Origin of the sequence: uncultured Winogradskyella sp., from assembly GCF_947498345.1 — a bacterium.
Classification (GTDB): domain Bacteria; phylum Bacteroidota; class Bacteroidia; order Flavobacteriales; family Flavobacteriaceae; genus Winogradskyella.
In genome coordinates, this window is the sequence record NZ_CANMJY010000010.1 from 106,920 (window position 1) to 123,380 (window position 16,461).

Consider the following 16,461-nt stretch of genomic DNA (forward strand, 5'->3'; position numbering starts at 1 on the left):
TCTTATAAAGCGTTTACTTTTATAGTGAGAGTAAATACTCAGCTGCAGCAAATGGTGTTGTTTTACCAGTTTCAACCAATTCAATTTGCTTTTGTAATTCTTTTTTAATTTTTGTTGAATTGTAGAAATTAGATTTTAAACGCTCTTCAATTGTTTGTACTAACCAAAAAGTGTTCTGGTTATTACGATTCTGTTCAAAATAATGATTAGTAGTTGTAGTTTTTAAATAGTCTTCAATCAATTCCCAGGCATCAGAAATACCCTCTCTTTTAAGAGCACTACAGAGTGATACTTTTGGTAACCATCCCGATGCTTTTTCGGGATACAAGTGTAAAGCTCTATTAAATTCAACTTTAGCCGATTTTGCAGCTTTTAGGTTATCTCCATCAGCTTTATTAATAACTATAGCATCAGCCATTTCAATAATACCACGCTTAATTCCTTGTAATTCATCACCAGCGCCAGCAAGTTTTAACAATAAAAAGAAGTCAACCATACTATGTACGGCAGTTTCACTTTGCCCAACTCCTACAGTTTCGATGATGATAGTGTCAAAGCCAGCTGCTTCACATAGAATAATGGTTTCTCTGGTTTTTCTGGCAACACCGCCTAAAGAATTTCCAGATGGTGATGGTCTTATAAAAGCATTCTTATCTTTTACCAGGTCTTCCATTCGCGTTTTATCACCAAGAATACTGCCTTTACTTAATGTACTACTGGGATCAACTGCTAAGACAGCAACTTTTTTTCCAATGTTGGTAAGGTAACTGCCAAAAGCTTCAATAAAAGTACTTTTACCTACACCAGGAACGCCAGTAATACCAATTCTTACAGAATTGTTAGCGTGAGGTAGACATTTGGTAATAATTTTTTGAGCTTTCTTTGTATGTGCTTGATTAGTACTTTCTACTAAAGTAATAGCTCTACTTAGATCTGTAATATTTCCACAGGTAATACCAGCAACTAAATCCTCAACCGAAGGTTGTTGTTTGCGCTTAGATTTTATGGATTTTGCTGAGTCTTTATTTAAAGTTTCCGGTGGTTCAATACCATCTTTTTCATGCAAAGTAGATCTATATGTTTGTTTGTTTTTAGCCACTTTGCAATCTTGTTTTTAAGGTTTAGTATGCGGATGTACTTGCATAGGGATTTCAATCAAAGTTTGATCCCAGGCCATTGTAAGCTTTAATGTGCCTAATTTATTATCAAAAGCAATAGTAAATTGTTCTACAGTTGCTTCAACGTTTTGTATAGTAACTTCTGTTTCTAACACATCAAAATTAGGATCCCACATGGGTTCCATCTTTTCGTTTACTCCCCAATCATATTGCTTAGAATTAAACATTACTTTCCAGCGATTAGCCATAGGCACTGTCCAAAGTGTATACTTTCCTTTTCTTAGTAACATACCATCTATCATTAAATCTTTATTAGTTTCAAATGTAGTGGCTTCGTTTGCTCCAGTTCTCCAGACCCTATCGTAAGGTACAAGAGCTCCAAAAATATCACGCTCTCGTTTAGAAGGTCTGTTGTATTCTACTTTTATATTTAAATCGTTGAGCGTAATCTTTGCAGTATCCTTTGGACTTAATCGCGGAGCAAAGATATTTTCAACAAACACAGAATATATAAGTAATCCTAAGGCTATAATAGATAAAATAATGAGGAGGCGTTTTAGCATAGGTCTTTATCTTAAGCGGTTTTTAAAATTTAGATTTTAAAGATAATTCAATTCCCTAAATTTATAGAATGCAAACGGCTAATTTTAAGTAAATCTTATAAATTTTGAATTTTTTCAAACTTTTTGCAACACTTAAAATTTTGTGTCGTCTTTAGAGTGAACCAACCAAAAAACCAATTAAACATCAGCACGTTTCAAATTCATATTGTTGAAAAATGCAAACAGAATGATAGGCAAGCGCAAATGCAATTGTACAATCAGTATTGTGATGGAATGCTTATCGTTGCGAAGCGTTTTTTAAAGGATACCATGGAAGCCGAAGATGCTGTGCAGGAAGCGTTTATAAAAGCATTTTCAAAATTAGAGCAATATAAAGCTGAAGTGAGTTTTGGAGCATGGTTAAAGCGTATTGTGGTTAATAGATGTATTGATGTTTTAAAGTCTAAGCGTCAACGCTTAATAGAATTAGAAGACCACCATCTTAATGTTGTAGATGCAGATTATGAAAGTGAGTGGTTGGTAGATGATGAGATAACAATAGACGTGGTAAAAGAAGCTATTGAACAGTTACCAGAAAAGTATAAATATGTTGTGATGCTCTATTTAATTGAAGGTTATGATCATAAAGAAATTTCTGAGATTCTCAATATTTCTGAAGTCGCATCCCGAACACAATTATCCAGAGGAAAACAAAAATTACAAACGGCATTAAAAACAAATAAAAATGGCACAAGATCTTAGAAATTTATTTGAAAAAGATGAGAAAGCTCAGAATGTAAAAATGTCTGAAGGTCATGAGGCACGTTTTCTTCAAAAGTTAGAAGAAGAACTGCCTAAGCAAAAATCATCAAACCGATTTAACTTCTTCAATATTGCAGCAAGTGTGGTGGTGTTGTTAGGGCTTACAGTTGGTGCAATTAAGTTTTTTAATCCCTCTGTTGAAAGTCTAGAACCAAAAGAAGTTGTTGAGGTTAAGAGTGATATAAAAAGTATGGGTGAAGTTGTTCCAGATTTAAAGAAAGTAGAGGATTATTATTTGGCAAGTATCAATTTAGAGTTGTCAAAAGTACAGTTAACACCAGAAAATAAAGAGCTCGTTGACGGTTATATAGAACGCCTTAAAGAATTAAATGAAGAATATGATAAATTAACTGTTGAGCTCAATGAAAATGGTCCTAATGAAGAAACGTTAGATGCATTAATAGATAACTTAAAATTTAGATTAAATCTTGTTATTCGTCTTAAAGAAAAATTACAAGAGTTTAATGAGGATTCTTTTGAGCAAATAATTTCATAATCAATTCATAAATCAAATAACGAACAGATTTAACTCAGCATCAACTGGGTATGTCTAAAAATCAAGAAAAAATCATGAAGCAAACAATTAGAGTTTTAGTATTGTGTTTATTAACCACATTTGGTTACGCACAAAAAAAGTTAAGCAAAACATCACAATCTATTAAGGTTAACAAAGATGTTGTTATAGACTTAAATACAAGTTATGTTGAAATAGAAATCGACACCTGGAATAAGGATATTGTAGAAGTTGAAGCTTATATAGAAAGTGATAAGCTTTCTGAAGAAGAACTGGAGCGTGCTTTAAAAGCATGGAATTTAAAAGTAGACGGCTCTAATGATAATGTCGTTATTTCTTCTCGCGGCGGCAGAACAGTTGGTATATTAGGAGAAGAAGATTACGCCAATGTATTACGAGATTTAGAATTTGAACTTGCAGAAATGCCAGAAATACCAGAAGTTGTCGTAATGCCAAGTATACCGATGATGAGCGAATTTCCTGAGATGCCAGAGATGCCAGAGATGCCAGAATTTCCGGAATTACCAGAATTACCAGAAGGGATTAAGAGCATATCTTTTGATTATGATAAATATCAGAAAGAAGGTGAAAAGTACTTAGCTGAATGGAGCAAAAAATATGAAAAAGAAGGAGGTGAAGAATTGCAAAAAAGTATGGAAAAATGGGCTAAAAAGTTTGCAGAATCTGGTTACCAAGAAAAGATGGCTAAATGGGGTGAAGAGTATGGAAAGCGTTTTGAAGGTAAATGGGCAAAGGATATGGAGAAATGGGGAGAAGAGTTTGGTGAAAAGTATGCTAAAGATATGGAAAAATGGGGAGAGGAATTTGGTGAAAAATTTGGTAAAGAATGGGCAGAAAAGATGGAAGCGTGGGGAGAGCGCTTTGGTGAAAAATATGCAAAGGAGATGGAGAAAAGAAGTGAGGCTATGGCAAAGCGCCACGAAAAAATGGCTGAGCGCGAGGCTCGTATAGCAGAGCGTCATGCAGAGCGTGTTCATGAATTAGCAAAACGAGAAGTCGAGATGCAAGAACGCAAAAACGCAATGCGCAATAAACGTGAAGCTATGCTTGTGAGACGTTTAGAATCTGGTAGTAATAGTAAAGTTAAGAAGGTGATTAAGATTAAAATCCCTAAAAAAGCGAAACTTAAAACAAATATTAGACATGGCGAGTTAAAGCTATCTTCAGTTATTTATAACTTAAAAGGAGATATATCACATGCCTTTTTAGTAGCAGAACACATTGATGGAAGTGAGACTTCCATCAATGTGTCTTACTCACCAGTAGTAATTAATATCTGGGATTTAGGAACACTTAATTTAAATTATGTAGATAAAGCACAGATTAAAAGCGCTAAAAATTTAGTTTTAAACTCTAAATCATCTAATATTAATATAGAAAACTTAACAGATACAGGTATTATTGACGGTAGTTTTGGGGATTTAACCATTTCTAACCTCACGGAATCGTTTAAGAATCTAAATTTAGTTTTAGAGAATAGTGATGCTTTAGTTAATCTGCCTAAAAATATTGATTACAGTATGTATTTTAAAGGAAGTCGCTCTAAATTAAATAATAAAGTTACAGAACAAAAAACCATTAGAAACTATCCAGATGGGCAAAGTTCTAGTAGAAATATTATCGTTAATGCTAGATTTAGCAATTTGATTATGAATTAATCCCTTTAGGTAATATAATATATGATTTAAAGGGTTATTCTTCTTTTACCTCTCGTTTTCCATTAAAATAGAATTGTATTTTTATGGAAATTTTGTTTTTATGCCGCTTTCTGCTTTCGAAAACTTTCTTCACAATCTAAATATACATCCTGTATTAAAGAACATAACTAAATCTAAGCTTACCCATTTAGATTTGTCAATTCATAATTCAGAATTAAGAAGCGTCAATGTTTCATCTTCAAAAGATTTAGAAACTTATATCTTTAATCACATCAAGAAAAACAATGCTAAAGCTGCTTTTGGTGGTTATTTAGAACATCGTGGTATTTACAAGCGAAGTGACTATTTTAATGAGCAAAATCCTGAAGCAGAACGTAATATTCACTTAGGTTTGGATCTTTGGTTAGAAGCGAATACAGCCATATTTTCACCTTTAAATGGTGAAATTCATAGCTTTAATAATAACATTAATCATGGTGATTATGGTCCGACGCTTATATTAAAACATCATACAGAAGCGTATGAATTTTTTACACTTTACGGACACTTAAGTTTAGAGTCTATAGAACATATAAAAGTTGGGGAAAAGGTAAAGCAAGGACAGCAAATTGCAACGCTTGGTACTGCTGAGGTTAATGGAGATTATCCTCCTCACTTACATTTTCAGGTTATAAAAGATATTAAATCATATAACGGCGATTATCCTGGTGTGAGTAATCAATTGGACTTAGAGTTTTATAAAACCAATTGTCCAGACCCTAATTTACTTTTAGGCTTAATTTAAAAACCTTTTGAAATCATCAATGGCATAGGCTTTATTGTAACCATCTTCATTAATTGTGTCACCTTCAGAAGAATCATAATCCATAACAATTTTCCATTGACCATCTACCTTTTTAAATATAACATGAAATTGGCCATAATAAGCTTTCTCTTTCTCTGTACCTTTATTTCTTACTAATTTATATATACCGCGTTCACTTGCAGTATTATTATTAACAAGACGTTCAAAAAAGCGTAAAGAAATATCACTAGTTTGACCAATCTTTTTATCTCGCTCAAAACGAGTTTTGTAATTATTAATATAGGTTTCGTAATCTAAAATGCGTTTTCCGCCAGAAACACGGACTAAATCTTTAGAATGGATGTCAGCCATTAATATATGGTCTAAGGTTTCAAAAGCTTTATAGAATTTTGCCCATGTGGTATTTATAGACTTTAAATCATCTTTAGTTTGAGAATTACCATTATTTACGGTAAGCACAAAAAAGTATAATGGTAGTATATATTTAAAGCGCATAGCATTAAAATTTATGTATTTAAAGGTAAATAAATTTTAGGGATTTGTTTTTAGGCAACTTTATCAAAAGCAAGTTGTTACTGCCAATAGTTATTTGCTTTTGCTATAGTTGCAAATTCCATAGCTACCGTTTGTCCTATGGCTATTAACATAGCTGCATCATTAGCATATGCAGGTCGTAACTTATCCCTTACTTCTGCATCTGGTTGTGTAATTTTAATAGTTAATCTTGCAATTTTTACAGCTAAAGCTCTGCCTTCTTCTGGTGAGTTAGCAATTAAAGAATTTCCTGGAATTAATTGTGTTTGCTCTGACATGACTTTTATATTTTGTTTAAAAAGCAAAGCTATGGTACACAATTATTAAAAACAGTGATACATGTTACTTTAGAGTATTTTTATTTTTCGCCCTATTTGAATAACGCTGTTAGAGTGATTTAATTTTTTTAGAACTCTTGTAATGACTTCTCTTGAGGTACCTAATTCATTGGCAATATCTTGATGACTTATATGTAAAGTATCCGAGCCTTCTATTTGAGATTTATTTTCAAGAAATTTTAATAAGCGTTGATCTAAATTATAGCAAATAACTTGCTTTGTGGTTTCAAGCAAATCTTTGTAATGCTTTTGGTAATCTAAAAGCACTAAGTTGGCAAACGAAGGGTATTTTCTTAACCATACATTTACTTTATATATGGGTAACAATAATAGTTCAGAATCTATTTCTGCAACGGCTGAAAATTCTGCAGGCTCCTTATTGAGTGTATGTGCAAAGCTAAAAATACAAGATTTACCTGGCGAAATATTATAAAGCAAGAATTGTATAGTGTCTTCATTGCTAAAAACTTTTACATTACCTGTAATAACAATTGGTAAGCTCTTAATATAACTGCCTTGTTTTACAATGAGGTCTTTGGCTTTATATTTTTTTAAAGTTGAAAATACTTCGATTTCCTTTAGAAGCTCTTTTTCAAGTATAGGAAAACACTCTGCTAAAAATGAAATTTTCATGAGGTACTTAATTACAATGCTGACTACTATTGCTTATCGATTAACAAAGTTAACCTTTGGTAAGCATTCCTTTTTTAGTTTTAAATCGATAGTCAATTTCTAAGAAATTGACTTTAGTTTTTCCAATTTTTGTGATGAGCTTAGGTGCAGACGTAATACCTTGTAGAATTAAGAATCCATTAAAATTAATGAGTTTATATTCAGATTCCCATTCCGAATCAGCATCAACCCTCTTGGTTTTCTTTAATCCATTATCTAGAAATGTAAACTGATATTCAGTTTTGTTATCAACAGTTTCGTCTAGACGCACATTAATAAAGTTAGCATTAAACTTGTTTTTATCCGCTTGATTGGATTTTACATCTAGTTTTACAAATGGTAAAATATAGCCGTTAAATTGTATCGTCATAGAATCCTTAGAATGTATCGTTATGGTTTCATCATCATTGAGCTTAAATGTATTTTCGTTTAAAGCTTTAAGGTTTAAGGTATCTTTATAAATAAATATTTTTGTTTCACCAGTTTCCATATTTATTTTGTCTTGTGTCCTTAAACGCTGTAATTGATCAGTGCCAGAGCTATACAGAAAAATCTGAACTTTTGCACGTTCCATAAAATTACCAACTGAGTCATAAACGCCTTTAGTTCGCCAAAGTTTATCAGTTTCAAAGTTTTGCCCAAAGCTTAGAGTAGAAACAAAGAGTAGAATAAGAAGTATTGGTTTTTGGATTTGCATTTGTTGGAGTAATGGTGAGTAACGAATTTAGTGAATTAAAAACACTTATTCTTTTTAATCTATACCATTAGGTGCAAAATAATTACCATCATAACTACCAGAAATCACTTGACCATCATTTCTGGTAAACGTAAATGTAAAGACGATATTAAATTCTGTAAAATTAGTTACGGTTACTGATGCTGATTGTGCATAGACGTCAGATTCAGGATTATTATCTGAGAGTAGAATAGTACCAGGATTAAACTCGCTATCTACAATAGAACCATTAACAGAGACATCATAATCTTCTATTTGAGTGTAGGTCATATTTTGAATGGTAACGTCTTCAAAATCAAAATACACATAGCTAATATCACTTAAATTCTCATTATTGGTAATCTCAGAACTTGTTTTGTTAAATAGGCTAATGCTTATATCACTGGGATCGTCATTTGAAGTATTCTCGTCGGTAATAATCGCTGAAACTAAGTTGTAGGTTACGCCATTAAAGATAAATTCGTTAGTGGCTTCATCTGGAATAGAACTTGAGTCATCAGAAGAACACGCCATTAAAACTACGGTAAGTACAAGTGCAAATAAATGTGATAGATTTGGTTTCATAACATTGATTTTATAAGTAGGTTATAGAGTAAATATATAATAAAAAGTTGTATTGGGTTTTGAGGTCTTATATTTTAAAGTCTATTTTTACCTTACTTAAGGCTACAATACTATGAAAAGTACTTTACTTCGAATTTTAAATCTTATTAAAAAAGGAGAATTACGATTTATGGTTAAAGGCATCACCAAACGTATTTTATCTAAAACAGAGGCTTTTGGTTTAAAACGCGACTTAACGATTGAATTTGAAGTGCCAAACGCACAGATTGACTTATTGATACGATCTTACAAGGCTAGTGATGAAATGCATTTTGTAGCCGATTTACAAAATGATGGTCTTATGGAAGCAGATATCCCGACCTGCTATGTTGCAACAAATACTGAAGATGCTCCATGTTATAGGCAGTGGCTAATGGGATCAGAGCAGAATGAAAGCATAAAAGCATTTTGGGGACAATCGTTTCCAGAATTAAAAGTCGATGAAGCTTTGGTGGAAAGCGTATTTACTATTCCTGCTTATAGAAGAAAAGGGATTATGCCAGCAGCATTAGATAGAATATCTCAAAAGGCAAATGGTTTAGGTTTAAGATATGTAATCCTCTTTGTTGAATTGAATAATCTACCTTCACTAAAAGGTTGTCATCGCTCAGGTTTTTCACCTTATGTACTACGAACCGAAAGATGGTTTTTATTTAGACGAACCATAAAATTTGAGTCTGTTCCCAAAGCTTTAATGGCTGCATATTTAGAAGATGTGAGGTGTTCTAAATAACTTTTTGCTCATTTTTTATCCTATGAAAGTTAGATAACTTCTACAGTCAGAAAAATAATACAATTTTTTGATTATCAAGTATTTAATTAAAAATTGAAGCTTCAAAACACACCATTTTTCATCAAAATTGAGTAACTTTAAAGAGGTAGAATCAATATCAATATTATTATGGGCTATATAAAATCACTCAATAAATGGGCGAATGCACACACCTATTATCCACTTGATATGCTACGTGTGGCTTTGGGTATATTTTTATTTTATAAGGGAGTATACTTTATGTCTAACCTAAATCTTTTAATAGATCTTATAGAACCTGTTAAGTCTGTAGCTGGCGATGTCTTACTGGTACATTATATTGCTCCAGCTCATTTTGTAGGAGGCTTTTTAATTGTTTTTGGATTGTTGACCCGTTGGGCTGTCATAGCACAATTACCTATCTTAATAGGTGCAGTAGTTATTAATTTTGTGGGAGAAATGCATACAGGGAATCTTTTATTATCCTTAATTGTGTTAGTAGTATGTGTTTTCTTTTTGTTTTATGGCTCTGGGAAACATTCGGTAGATAAGTATTTAAAAATGCAGCAGTAAGTCTAATCAGAATTCTAACAATTTGAAATTTTGCTTGAAGTGACAATTGAATTAATATAAAAAGATTATTGTCAGTTCAAGTAATTTACGAAGTATGAGTAAGTTGTATCGAGAACTCTTAAAAGCTTAATCACTCACACTCAGTCTGAACCAATTTATGTTTCCATTGTATCCAATACTCTTGTAAACCTTCTTTGGTAATTTTAAGGGAGCTGATATTGAGCTGATGACCTTTCATAAGTGCAGCTTTAAGTTGGTCACCTACTTTTGCAGATATGATATTAGAAAAACGGGTTCCTCGATTAGCGCCTATTTTTATATTATTCAAATTATGCTTCTTAGTTGGAAAAGGGTTTTATTTATATTGTTATAAATCCATTTTGTGCAAAAATTGGTTCCTTTCCCCATAAATTAAATATTAAAGGTATATCAAAAGGTAAAAAACTGGAAGAACCATCAGGATTAAAATTCTCAGGACAACAAAGTATATCTTCCTCCAGCCAACAGGTATTGCGAGCGCTTGAGACGATTTTTATTTTACCATCTTCGAATTTAGATTGAATAAATTTAACATCTAAAATTACCCATTTGATAAAATCTGTCAACGTATGCCTTTTTTCTGGCCATTTGCTACCATCTGTTATGCCATAAACTAAATAATCTGCTTTAATTTTATAAAATTCTGATTTTATTCGCTCAGGATTTGTATTAAACTCTCTTCTGTATCTTAATGTAGCATCGTTATAACTTTTGTAATAGTTATCTCTAAACCGTTCTTGCACATTAAAGATCTCACCAGTATCACTATTAATTAATACATAATCTATTCCTTCATTTATATCCTTTGCTTCCAATTCATCATCATCAATATCTAAAACATCCCATCCTAACGGATTATATATTTTGGGAATTGCAAGTTCATCATGTACATAATCCGTAAAGCTTCTATCATTATTATATTTTGTCATGAGTATGATTTTTAGATTTTATTCATAATATTAAATTATTGAAATCAATTCTTGATTATATATGTAACCTTACGTATTTTTCTAAAAATAAGAAAGTTATAAAGTTTGGTTTTGTGGTTTTCCGTAAAATTTGATGTTGGTAGGTCATTTAAAAACTTCTTGACACAAAATCTCAAAAGCGTTGAAATTTCATTCGAAGAGACAAAATGGTTTACCGTAAAAGCACAAAAAATCCTGATGCATTGCATCAGGATTTTTTGTGCTTTATATTATATAATGTGATTCTGAAACAAGTTCAGGATTTGAGATTCCTGCTTTCGCAGGAAATTTAGTCATTCACCAAAACCCATTCTCCTTTATCGATTAATGGAATGGCTTGTTTGTACTTTACCACTTTGCTTTCTCCACTCATCACATGCTTAATCGTTACCCTGTCGTTACGACCAATTTTTGGTTGCTCTCTTACAATCGTTTCTACCACTTGTTGTTGGCGAGAAGCACCTTCACCAGCTGCTCTACTTTGTGCGGCACGTTCATCCATGTTAGGAATTTCATCTTTTTGTGTTTTGAGTTTTTCTTGCTTACGACGCTTGGCTTCCTGAATGTTATTTGCAGTTTCTTGCGGAATCTCACCTTTAAATAAGAACGAAATTACATCTTTATTCACTTGGTCGATCATCGCTTTAAACAGCTCAAAAGACTCAAATTTGTAGATCAATAATGGATCTTTTTGCTCGTGTACAGCTAATTGTACCGATTGCTTTAACTCATCCATTTTACGTAGATGCGTTTTCCAGGCATCATCTACAATAGCAAGGGTAATGTTCTTTTCAAAATCATTAATTAACTGCTTACCTTTAGATTCATACGCCTTTTCTAAATCCGTAACAACCTGTAGATTCTTAACACCATCTGTAAAAGGTACCACAATACGCTTAAAACGATCGCGTTGCGTGTTATATACATTTTCAATTACTGGATACGCTAAGTCAGCGGCACGTTGCATTTTTTCGCGATAGTGTTTAAAGGCTTCTTTATAAATGACTCCAGCGATCTCTTGTTCACCCATTTTAGCAAACTCTGCTTCAGAAATAGGAGAGGACATTGAGAAATAACGAATCAATTCAAACTCAAAATTTTTATAATCGTTAGCTTCTTTATTACTCATAGCAATACCTTCTGAAGTATCGAAAATCATGTTGGCTAAATCGACACGTAGGCGTTCTCCATGTAAGGCATTACGACGACGTTTGTAAACGACTTCACGTTGTGCATTCATAACATCATCATATTCTAGCAAACGCTTACGTACACCAAAGTTATTTTCTTCAACTTTTTTCTGCGCACGTTCAATAGATTTTGAGATCATAGAATGCTGAATGACTTCCCCTTCTTTAAGTCCCATTCTATCCATCATCTTAGCGATGCGTTCAGAACCAAATAGACGCATTAGGTTATCTTCTAATGATACGTAAAACTGCGAACTTCCTGGATCTCCCTGACGACCAGCTCTACCACGTAACTGTCTGTCGACACGACGCGAATCGTGACGCTCAGTACCCACAATGGCTAATCCACCAGCTTCTTTAACTTCATCACTTAACTTAATATCAGTACCACGACCTGCCATATTGGTTGCAATGGTTACCTGACCAGCATTACCAGCTTCGGCAACAATTTCTGCTTCCTTTTTATGCTGTTTTGCATTTAATACATTATGCGGAATCTTGCGAATGCTCAACATCTTACCCAAAAGTTCAGAAATCTCAACATTTGTTGTACCAATTAATACTGGTCGTCCAGCATTAGATAAGCCAACAACTTCATCAATAACGGCATTGTATTTTTCGCGCTTTGTTTTATAAACTAAATCTTCTCTATCATCTCTGGCGATTGGTCTGTTTGTAGGAATTTCAACTACATCCAATTTGTAGATTTCCCAGAATTCGCCTGCTTCTGTTACAGCAGTACCTGTCATACCAGACAATTTGCGGTACATTCTAAAGTAATTCTGAAGCGTTACGGTTGCAAAAGTTTGGGTTGCAGCTTCGATCTTTACGTTTTCTTTAGCTTCAATTGCTTGGTGTAATCCGTCACTATAGCGACGACCATCCATAATACGACCTGTTTGCTCATCAACAATCATTACTTTATTGTCCATGACCACATACTGCACATCTTTTTCAAAAAGTGCGTAGGCCTTTAATAATTGGTTGAGTGTATGAATACGTTCTGACTTAATACCGAAGTCTCTAAATAAATCTTCCTTAAGAACCGCTTCTTCTTCAGAGGGTAATCCTTTTTCTTCAATCTTAGCGATTTCAGTTCCCATTTCTGGCATCACAAAGAAATTAGGATCGTCTTTACCAGATAAGAATTCTACACCTTTATCAGTTAATTCCACCTGATTGTTCTTTTCATCGATAACATAATAGAGTTCTGCATCTACTTTTGGCATTTCTCTGTTGTTATCTTGCATGTAGAAGTTTTCGGTTTTTTGAAGCAACTGTTTTACACCTTCTTCACTCAAAAACTTAATTAGGGCTTTATTTTTAGGAATACCTCTATAAGCTCTCAATAACTGAAAACCGCCTTCTTTGCTATCACCAGCAGCAATTAACTTTTTTGCTTCTGCTAATACACCAACTAAATATTTACGTTGTACATCTTCAATTTGCTGTACTTTAGGTTTGAGGGCATCAAATTCGTGCTCATCTCCTTTCGGGATAGGACCAGAAATAATTAATGGAGTACGTGCATCATCGACTAATACAGAATCCACCTCATCCACAATAGCGTAGTGATGAGGGCGTTGTACTAAATCGTCTGGCGAATGCGCCATGTTATCACGTAAGTAATCAAAACCAAATTCGTTATTAGTTCCGTATGTAATATCTGCATTATAAGCCTTACGACGTGCATCAGAGTTTGGTGTATGGTAGTCAATACAATCTACACTCAACCCATGGAATTCAAAGATAGGTGCCATCCAAGCACTATCACGTTTTGCTAAGTAATCATTTACGGTAACTAAGTGTACACCTTTACCAGCTAATGCATTAAGATATACAGGCAAGGTCGCTACTAAGGTTTTACCTTCACCAGTTTGCATCTCTGCAATTTTACCTTGATGCATAGCAATACCACCAATCAATTGAACATCGTAATGAATCATATCCCAGATAATAGGCTTACCTGCAGCATCCCAAGAATTTGCCCAAACGGCTTTATCTCCATCTAGAGTTACGTAATCTTTATCTCCAGAAACTTCTCTGTCAAAGGCATTTGCCGTTACAGGAATCTGGGTGTTATGGACAAAACGCTTAGCCGTTTCTTTTACAACTGCAAACGCTTCAGGTAGAATATTGTTTAAGACTTCTTCTGTAACTTCGTAGATATCATCTTCAATCTTATCGGCTTCTATGTAGATGTCTTCACGCTCATCAATGTCTTCTGTTTCTTCAGCTTTAGCTAAAAGCGCTTCTTTTTTTTCCAGAAGTGGTTTTCGAGCTTCAGCAATTTTGTCTTTAAATTCTATAGTTTTTGCTCTAAGCTCGTCATGAGATAAAGCTTCAAGCGCTTGCTCAAAGGTTTTTATCTGATCTACAATTGGTCTTATAGCACTAACATCTTGTTTGGATTTATCTCCAACAAAAACTTTAAGTACTTTATCTAATATACCCATGGTCAATATTTTGTAGCAGATTGATTGGTGTCAAAGCTGCGTATTAATTTTAGTAAAAAAATTGGCTTAAAAAGCCTTATATGTATTCTCGTTTAAGAGAATCCGAAAATAAAAAAAGTCTCTCAGTTAAGATAACGCAAGAGACTTTTTTTGTGATAATATTATGTGTTAATATTCGTCCTCGTTCCAGAGGTAATCTTCATCAGTTGGATAGTCTGGCCAAATTTCTTCGATAGAGTCGTATGAATCTCCTTCATCTTCTATCGCTTGTAAATTTTCTACAACTTCTAAAGGCGCACCTGTTCTAATCGCATAATCGATAAGTTCGTCTTTAGTTGCTGGCCAAGGTGCATCACTTAAATACGATGCTAATTCTAATGTCCAATACATTTGCGTGTAATTTTAATTTTTTGCAAAAATAATTTTTTAACTGAATAATTCAAGAAAAAATTAAATTAATTATTCATTAATAAAAAGAACGTGTAATTTTCAACTTATTTAGACCACAATATTGCATTATTAAGATCTAAGTGCAAAAGTAGTTTAATGAATCACGATTCTTTCTGTGGAATCCACTTAATCTCTTCTGCTTGCAAATCATGTGACAACTTCCGTGCCAATACAAAAAGGTAGTCAGATAGTCTATTAATATATATTAGGGTTTCGGGTTGAAAGGGCTCTAAATCATTAAGGTGAGAAGCCAGACGTTCTGCTCTACGGCACACTGTACGTGCTATGTGACAGAATGACACCGTTTGATGACCTCCAGGTAATACAAAGTGTGTCATAGGTGGTAAACTAGCTTCCATAACATCCATTTCCTTCTCTAGGCGTTCAATATCTTGATTAGAAATCTTAGGAATGTTTAAACGTGCTTTACCACTTTTTAATGTCGCTTTTTCTGGGTCGGTTGCCAATATAGCACCAACAGTAAATAAACGATCTTGAATATGCATCAATGTGTTTTTATATAATTGATCAATATCCTGATCTCTTATAAGTCCAATATGAGAATTGAGCTCATCTATAGTGCCGTAGCTTTCTATTCTAATATGATGTTTTGGAACACGTGTACCACCAAATAGGGCAGTAGTACCTTTATCACCTGTTTTTGTATATACTTTCATAAAAACAAAGTTAGTGAATAAGGCTTGAAGATGGAAGTAGAATTTGGTATGTGTTAAGATTGTATTTGTTGATTCGCTTACATATTTAACTCATCAGTTTTCAATCTCTGAATCTTCTTTTTCTAAATTTGCTTGACTTTTGACTGACTTTTCGTTCCGTATTTTTTGCAATAGCTTTTACGATTAAGTAGACTCCAACTAGTATTAAAATAACAAGCATTAGTTCTATTTACTCATTATAAGTATCACTCTCAATAATACCATCGCGCAAACGGATAATACGTTTGGCGTGAGCAGCAATATCTTCTTCGTGTGTTACCATAATAACTGTATTACCTGCGGCATGGATTTCATCAAAAAGCCCCATGATTTCAGTACCCGTTTTAGAATCGAGATTACCTGTAGGTTCATCAGCTAAAATAATGGAAGGTTTATTCACTAAAGCGCGTCCTACAGCAACACGTTGTCGTTGTCCACCAGACAATTGATTGGGTTTATGATCCATACGATCGGCTAGTCCAACATCAGTTAAAACTTCTGATGCTCTGTCATTACGTTGTTTTTTTGAAGCACCAGCATAGACCATTGGTAAAGCTACATTGTCTAAAGCTGTAGTTCTGGGTAATAAATTAAAGGTCTGAAAAACGAAACCGATTTCTGTATTTCTAATGTCAGCTAACTCGTCATCAGACATTTGACTTACGTCTTTACCATTTAGTCTGTACAAACCAGCAGTTGGTGTGTCTAAGCAGCCTAATAAGTTCATTAAAGTTGATTTACCAGAACCAGAAGGTCCCATTATGGCCACATATTCGCCACGTTTTATATCTAGATCGATACCTTTTAAGACGTGGACAATTTCTTGGCCTAATTTAAAATCTCTAATGATGCCTCTAATCTCAATGACGTTGTCACTCATAGTAATCTAAAACTGTTGGTTGAAAATCTTCCTGCAAGATACAGGAATTTACAGTTAATAAGACGTTAAAGTTGC

General features: G+C 33.6%; 18 protein-coding genes. 6 read left to right on the forward strand and 12 right to left on the reverse strand.

The genetic code is table 11. The features are described 5' to 3' along the window. Positions 1 to 19: 19 nt before the first annotated feature. Positions 20 to 1,099 carry a methylmalonyl Co-A mutase-associated GTPase MeaB gene (gene meaB / locus Q0912_RS13750; RefSeq protein WP_299116074.1) on the reverse strand — a complete coding sequence of 360 codons (1,080 nt, stop codon included), beginning with the start codon at positions 1,097 to 1,099 and terminating at the stop codon, positions 20 to 22. A gap of 15 nt (positions 1,100 to 1,114) precedes the next feature. Then, positions 1,115 to 1,681, reverse strand: a complete 567-nt coding sequence (locus Q0912_RS13755) for a DUF2911 domain-containing protein (RefSeq protein ID WP_299116076.1) — start codon at positions 1,679 to 1,681, stop codon at positions 1,115 to 1,117. Between the two features lie 183 nt (positions 1,682 to 1,864). On the opposite strand from Q0912_RS13755, the gene Q0912_RS13760 reads away from it, so the two are divergent. The 4 genes from Q0912_RS13760 to Q0912_RS13775 all read left to right on the forward strand — a co-directional run bounded on the left by Q0912_RS13760 (position 1,865) and on the right by Q0912_RS13775 (position 5,459). Next, positions 1,865 to 2,422 (forward strand): sigma-70 family RNA polymerase sigma factor, encoded by a 558-nt coding sequence (locus Q0912_RS13760; protein WP_299116181.1) that lies wholly within the window; start codon positions 1,865 to 1,867, stop codon positions 2,420 to 2,422. Next, on the forward strand, positions 2,406 to 2,978 hold the full coding sequence (locus tag Q0912_RS13765; RefSeq protein ID WP_299116078.1) for a hypothetical protein: 573 nt from the start codon (positions 2,406 to 2,408) through the stop codon (positions 2,976 to 2,978). The genes Q0912_RS13760 and Q0912_RS13765 overlap by 17 nt, the downstream gene beginning before the upstream one ends. A gap of 74 nt (positions 2,979 to 3,052) precedes the next feature. Next, the gene (locus tag Q0912_RS13770; protein ID WP_299116080.1) at positions 3,053 to 4,675 is read left to right on the forward strand and encodes a hypothetical protein; all 1,623 of its coding nucleotides are present in this window, start codon (positions 3,053 to 3,055) and stop codon (positions 4,673 to 4,675) included. A 100-nt stretch (positions 4,676 to 4,775) separates the two neighbouring features. After that, on the forward strand, positions 4,776 to 5,459 hold the full coding sequence (locus Q0912_RS13775; protein WP_299116082.1) for a peptidoglycan DD-metalloendopeptidase family protein: 684 nt from the start codon (positions 4,776 to 4,778) through the stop codon (positions 5,457 to 5,459). Here the strand turns inward: Q0912_RS13775 and Q0912_RS13780 are convergent. The 5 genes from Q0912_RS13780 to Q0912_RS13800 all read right to left on the reverse strand — a co-directional run bounded on the left by Q0912_RS13780 (position 5,451) and on the right by Q0912_RS13800 (position 8,324). Further along, complete coding sequence (locus Q0912_RS13780; protein ID WP_299116084.1) at positions 5,451 to 5,975, reverse strand: nuclear transport factor 2 family protein; 525 nt, start codon at positions 5,973 to 5,975, stop codon at positions 5,451 to 5,453. The genes Q0912_RS13775 and Q0912_RS13780 overlap by 9 nt on opposite strands. Positions 5,976 to 6,052: 77 nt before the next feature. Then, positions 6,053 to 6,292, reverse strand: coding sequence for a hexameric tyrosine-coordinated heme protein (locus Q0912_RS13785; protein ID WP_299116086.1), 240 nt, complete (start codon positions 6,290 to 6,292; stop codon positions 6,053 to 6,055). 69 nt (positions 6,293 to 6,361) lie between these two features. Next, on the reverse strand, positions 6,362 to 6,985 hold the full coding sequence (locus Q0912_RS13790; protein ID WP_299116088.1) for a Crp/Fnr family transcriptional regulator: 624 nt from the start codon (positions 6,983 to 6,985) through the stop codon (positions 6,362 to 6,364). Positions 6,986 to 7,034: 49 nt separating this feature from the next. Beyond that, entirely contained in the window at positions 7,035 to 7,721 is a 687-nt protein-coding gene (locus tag Q0912_RS13795) for a hypothetical protein (protein WP_299116090.1), read from the reverse strand. 54 nt (positions 7,722 to 7,775) lie between these two features. Further along, complete coding sequence (locus tag Q0912_RS13800; RefSeq protein ID WP_299116092.1) at positions 7,776 to 8,324, reverse strand: hypothetical protein; 549 nt, start codon at positions 8,322 to 8,324, stop codon at positions 7,776 to 7,778. Between the two features lie 112 nt (positions 8,325 to 8,436). Between Q0912_RS13800 and Q0912_RS13805 the strand changes: the two genes are divergently transcribed. Both Q0912_RS13805 and Q0912_RS13810 read left to right on the forward strand, forming a co-directional pair. Beyond that, the gene (locus Q0912_RS13805) at positions 8,437 to 9,096 is read left to right on the forward strand and encodes a GNAT family N-acetyltransferase (RefSeq protein WP_299116094.1); all 660 of its coding nucleotides are present in this window, start codon (positions 8,437 to 8,439) and stop codon (positions 9,094 to 9,096) included. 168 nt (positions 9,097 to 9,264) lie between these two features. Beyond that, complete coding sequence (locus Q0912_RS13810; RefSeq protein WP_299116096.1) at positions 9,265 to 9,687, forward strand: DoxX family protein; 423 nt, start codon at positions 9,265 to 9,267, stop codon at positions 9,685 to 9,687. 359 nt (positions 9,688 to 10,046) lie between these two features. Here the strand turns inward: Q0912_RS13810 and Q0912_RS13815 are convergent, their stop codons facing one another. From Q0912_RS13815 to Q0912_RS13835, 5 genes are all read right to left on the reverse strand, one after another. Next, positions 10,047 to 10,655: a hypothetical protein gene (locus Q0912_RS13815; protein WP_299116098.1), complete on the reverse strand. Its 609-nt coding sequence runs from the start codon at positions 10,653 to 10,655 to the stop codon at positions 10,047 to 10,049. 328 nt (positions 10,656 to 10,983) lie between these two features. Further along, a complete protein-coding gene (secA, locus tag Q0912_RS13820) occupies positions 10,984 to 14,340 on the reverse strand; it encodes a preprotein translocase subunit SecA (RefSeq protein ID WP_299116100.1) in 3,357 nt (1,118 codons plus the stop codon). A gap of 168 nt (positions 14,341 to 14,508) precedes the next feature. Then, positions 14,509 to 14,730 (reverse strand): DUF2795 domain-containing protein, encoded by a 222-nt coding sequence (locus tag Q0912_RS13825; protein ID WP_008272287.1) that lies wholly within the window; start codon positions 14,728 to 14,730, stop codon positions 14,509 to 14,511. 161 nt (positions 14,731 to 14,891) lie between these two features. After that, entirely contained in the window at positions 14,892 to 15,467 is a 576-nt protein-coding gene (locus tag Q0912_RS13830; RefSeq protein WP_299116102.1) for a cob(I)yrinic acid a,c-diamide adenosyltransferase, read from the reverse strand. Positions 15,468 to 15,696: 229 nt separating this feature from the next. Next, positions 15,697 to 16,386, reverse strand: a complete 690-nt coding sequence (locus Q0912_RS13835; RefSeq protein ID WP_299116104.1) for an ABC transporter ATP-binding protein — start codon at positions 16,384 to 16,386, stop codon at positions 15,697 to 15,699. Positions 16,387 to 16,461 lie beyond the last annotated feature (75 nt).

Coding starts and splice junctions, on each gene's coding strand:
- Q0912_RS13805 (WP_299116094.1), top strand. CDS start 8,437: ATGAAAAGTACTTTACTTCGAATTTTAAATCTTATTAAAAAAGGAGAA.
- Q0912_RS13785 (WP_299116086.1), bottom strand. CDS start 6,292: ATGTCAGAGCAAACACAATTAATTCCAGGAAATTCTTTAATTGCTAAC.
- Q0912_RS13765 (WP_299116078.1), top strand. CDS start 2,406: ATGGCACAAGATCTTAGAAATTTATTTGAAAAAGATGAGAAAGCTCAG.
- Q0912_RS13825 (WP_008272287.1), bottom strand. CDS start 14,730: ATGTATTGGACATTAGAATTAGCATCGTATTTAAGTGATGCACCTTGG.
- secA (WP_299116100.1), bottom strand. CDS start 14,340: ATGGGTATATTAGATAAAGTACTTAAAGTTTTTGTTGGAGATAAATCC.
- Q0912_RS13790 (WP_299116088.1), bottom strand. CDS start 6,985: ATGAAAATTTCATTTTTAGCAGAGTGTTTTCCTATACTTGAAAAAGAG.
- Q0912_RS13755 (WP_299116076.1), bottom strand. CDS start 1,681: ATGCTAAAACGCCTCCTCATTATTTTATCTATTATAGCCTTAGGATTA.
- Q0912_RS13830 (WP_299116102.1), bottom strand. CDS start 15,467: ATGAAAGTATATACAAAAACAGGTGATAAAGGTACTACTGCCCTATTT.
- Q0912_RS13810 (WP_299116096.1), top strand. CDS start 9,265: ATGGGCTATATAAAATCACTCAATAAATGGGCGAATGCACACACCTAT.
- Q0912_RS13770 (WP_299116080.1), top strand. CDS start 3,053: ATGAAGCAAACAATTAGAGTTTTAGTATTGTGTTTATTAACCACATTT.
- Q0912_RS13815 (WP_299116098.1), bottom strand. CDS start 10,655: ATGACAAAATATAATAATGATAGAAGCTTTACGGATTATGTACATGAT.
- Q0912_RS13780 (WP_299116084.1), bottom strand. CDS start 5,975: ATGCGCTTTAAATATATACTACCATTATACTTTTTTGTGCTTACCGTA.
- Q0912_RS13795 (WP_299116090.1), bottom strand. CDS start 7,721: ATGCAAATCCAAAAACCAATACTTCTTATTCTACTCTTTGTTTCTACT.
- Q0912_RS13775 (WP_299116082.1), top strand. CDS start 4,776: ATGCCGCTTTCTGCTTTCGAAAACTTTCTTCACAATCTAAATATACAT.
- Q0912_RS13835 (WP_299116104.1), bottom strand. CDS start 16,386: ATGAGTGACAACGTCATTGAGATTAGAGGCATCATTAGAGATTTTAAA.
- Q0912_RS13800 (WP_299116092.1), bottom strand. CDS start 8,324: ATGAAACCAAATCTATCACATTTATTTGCACTTGTACTTACCGTAGTT.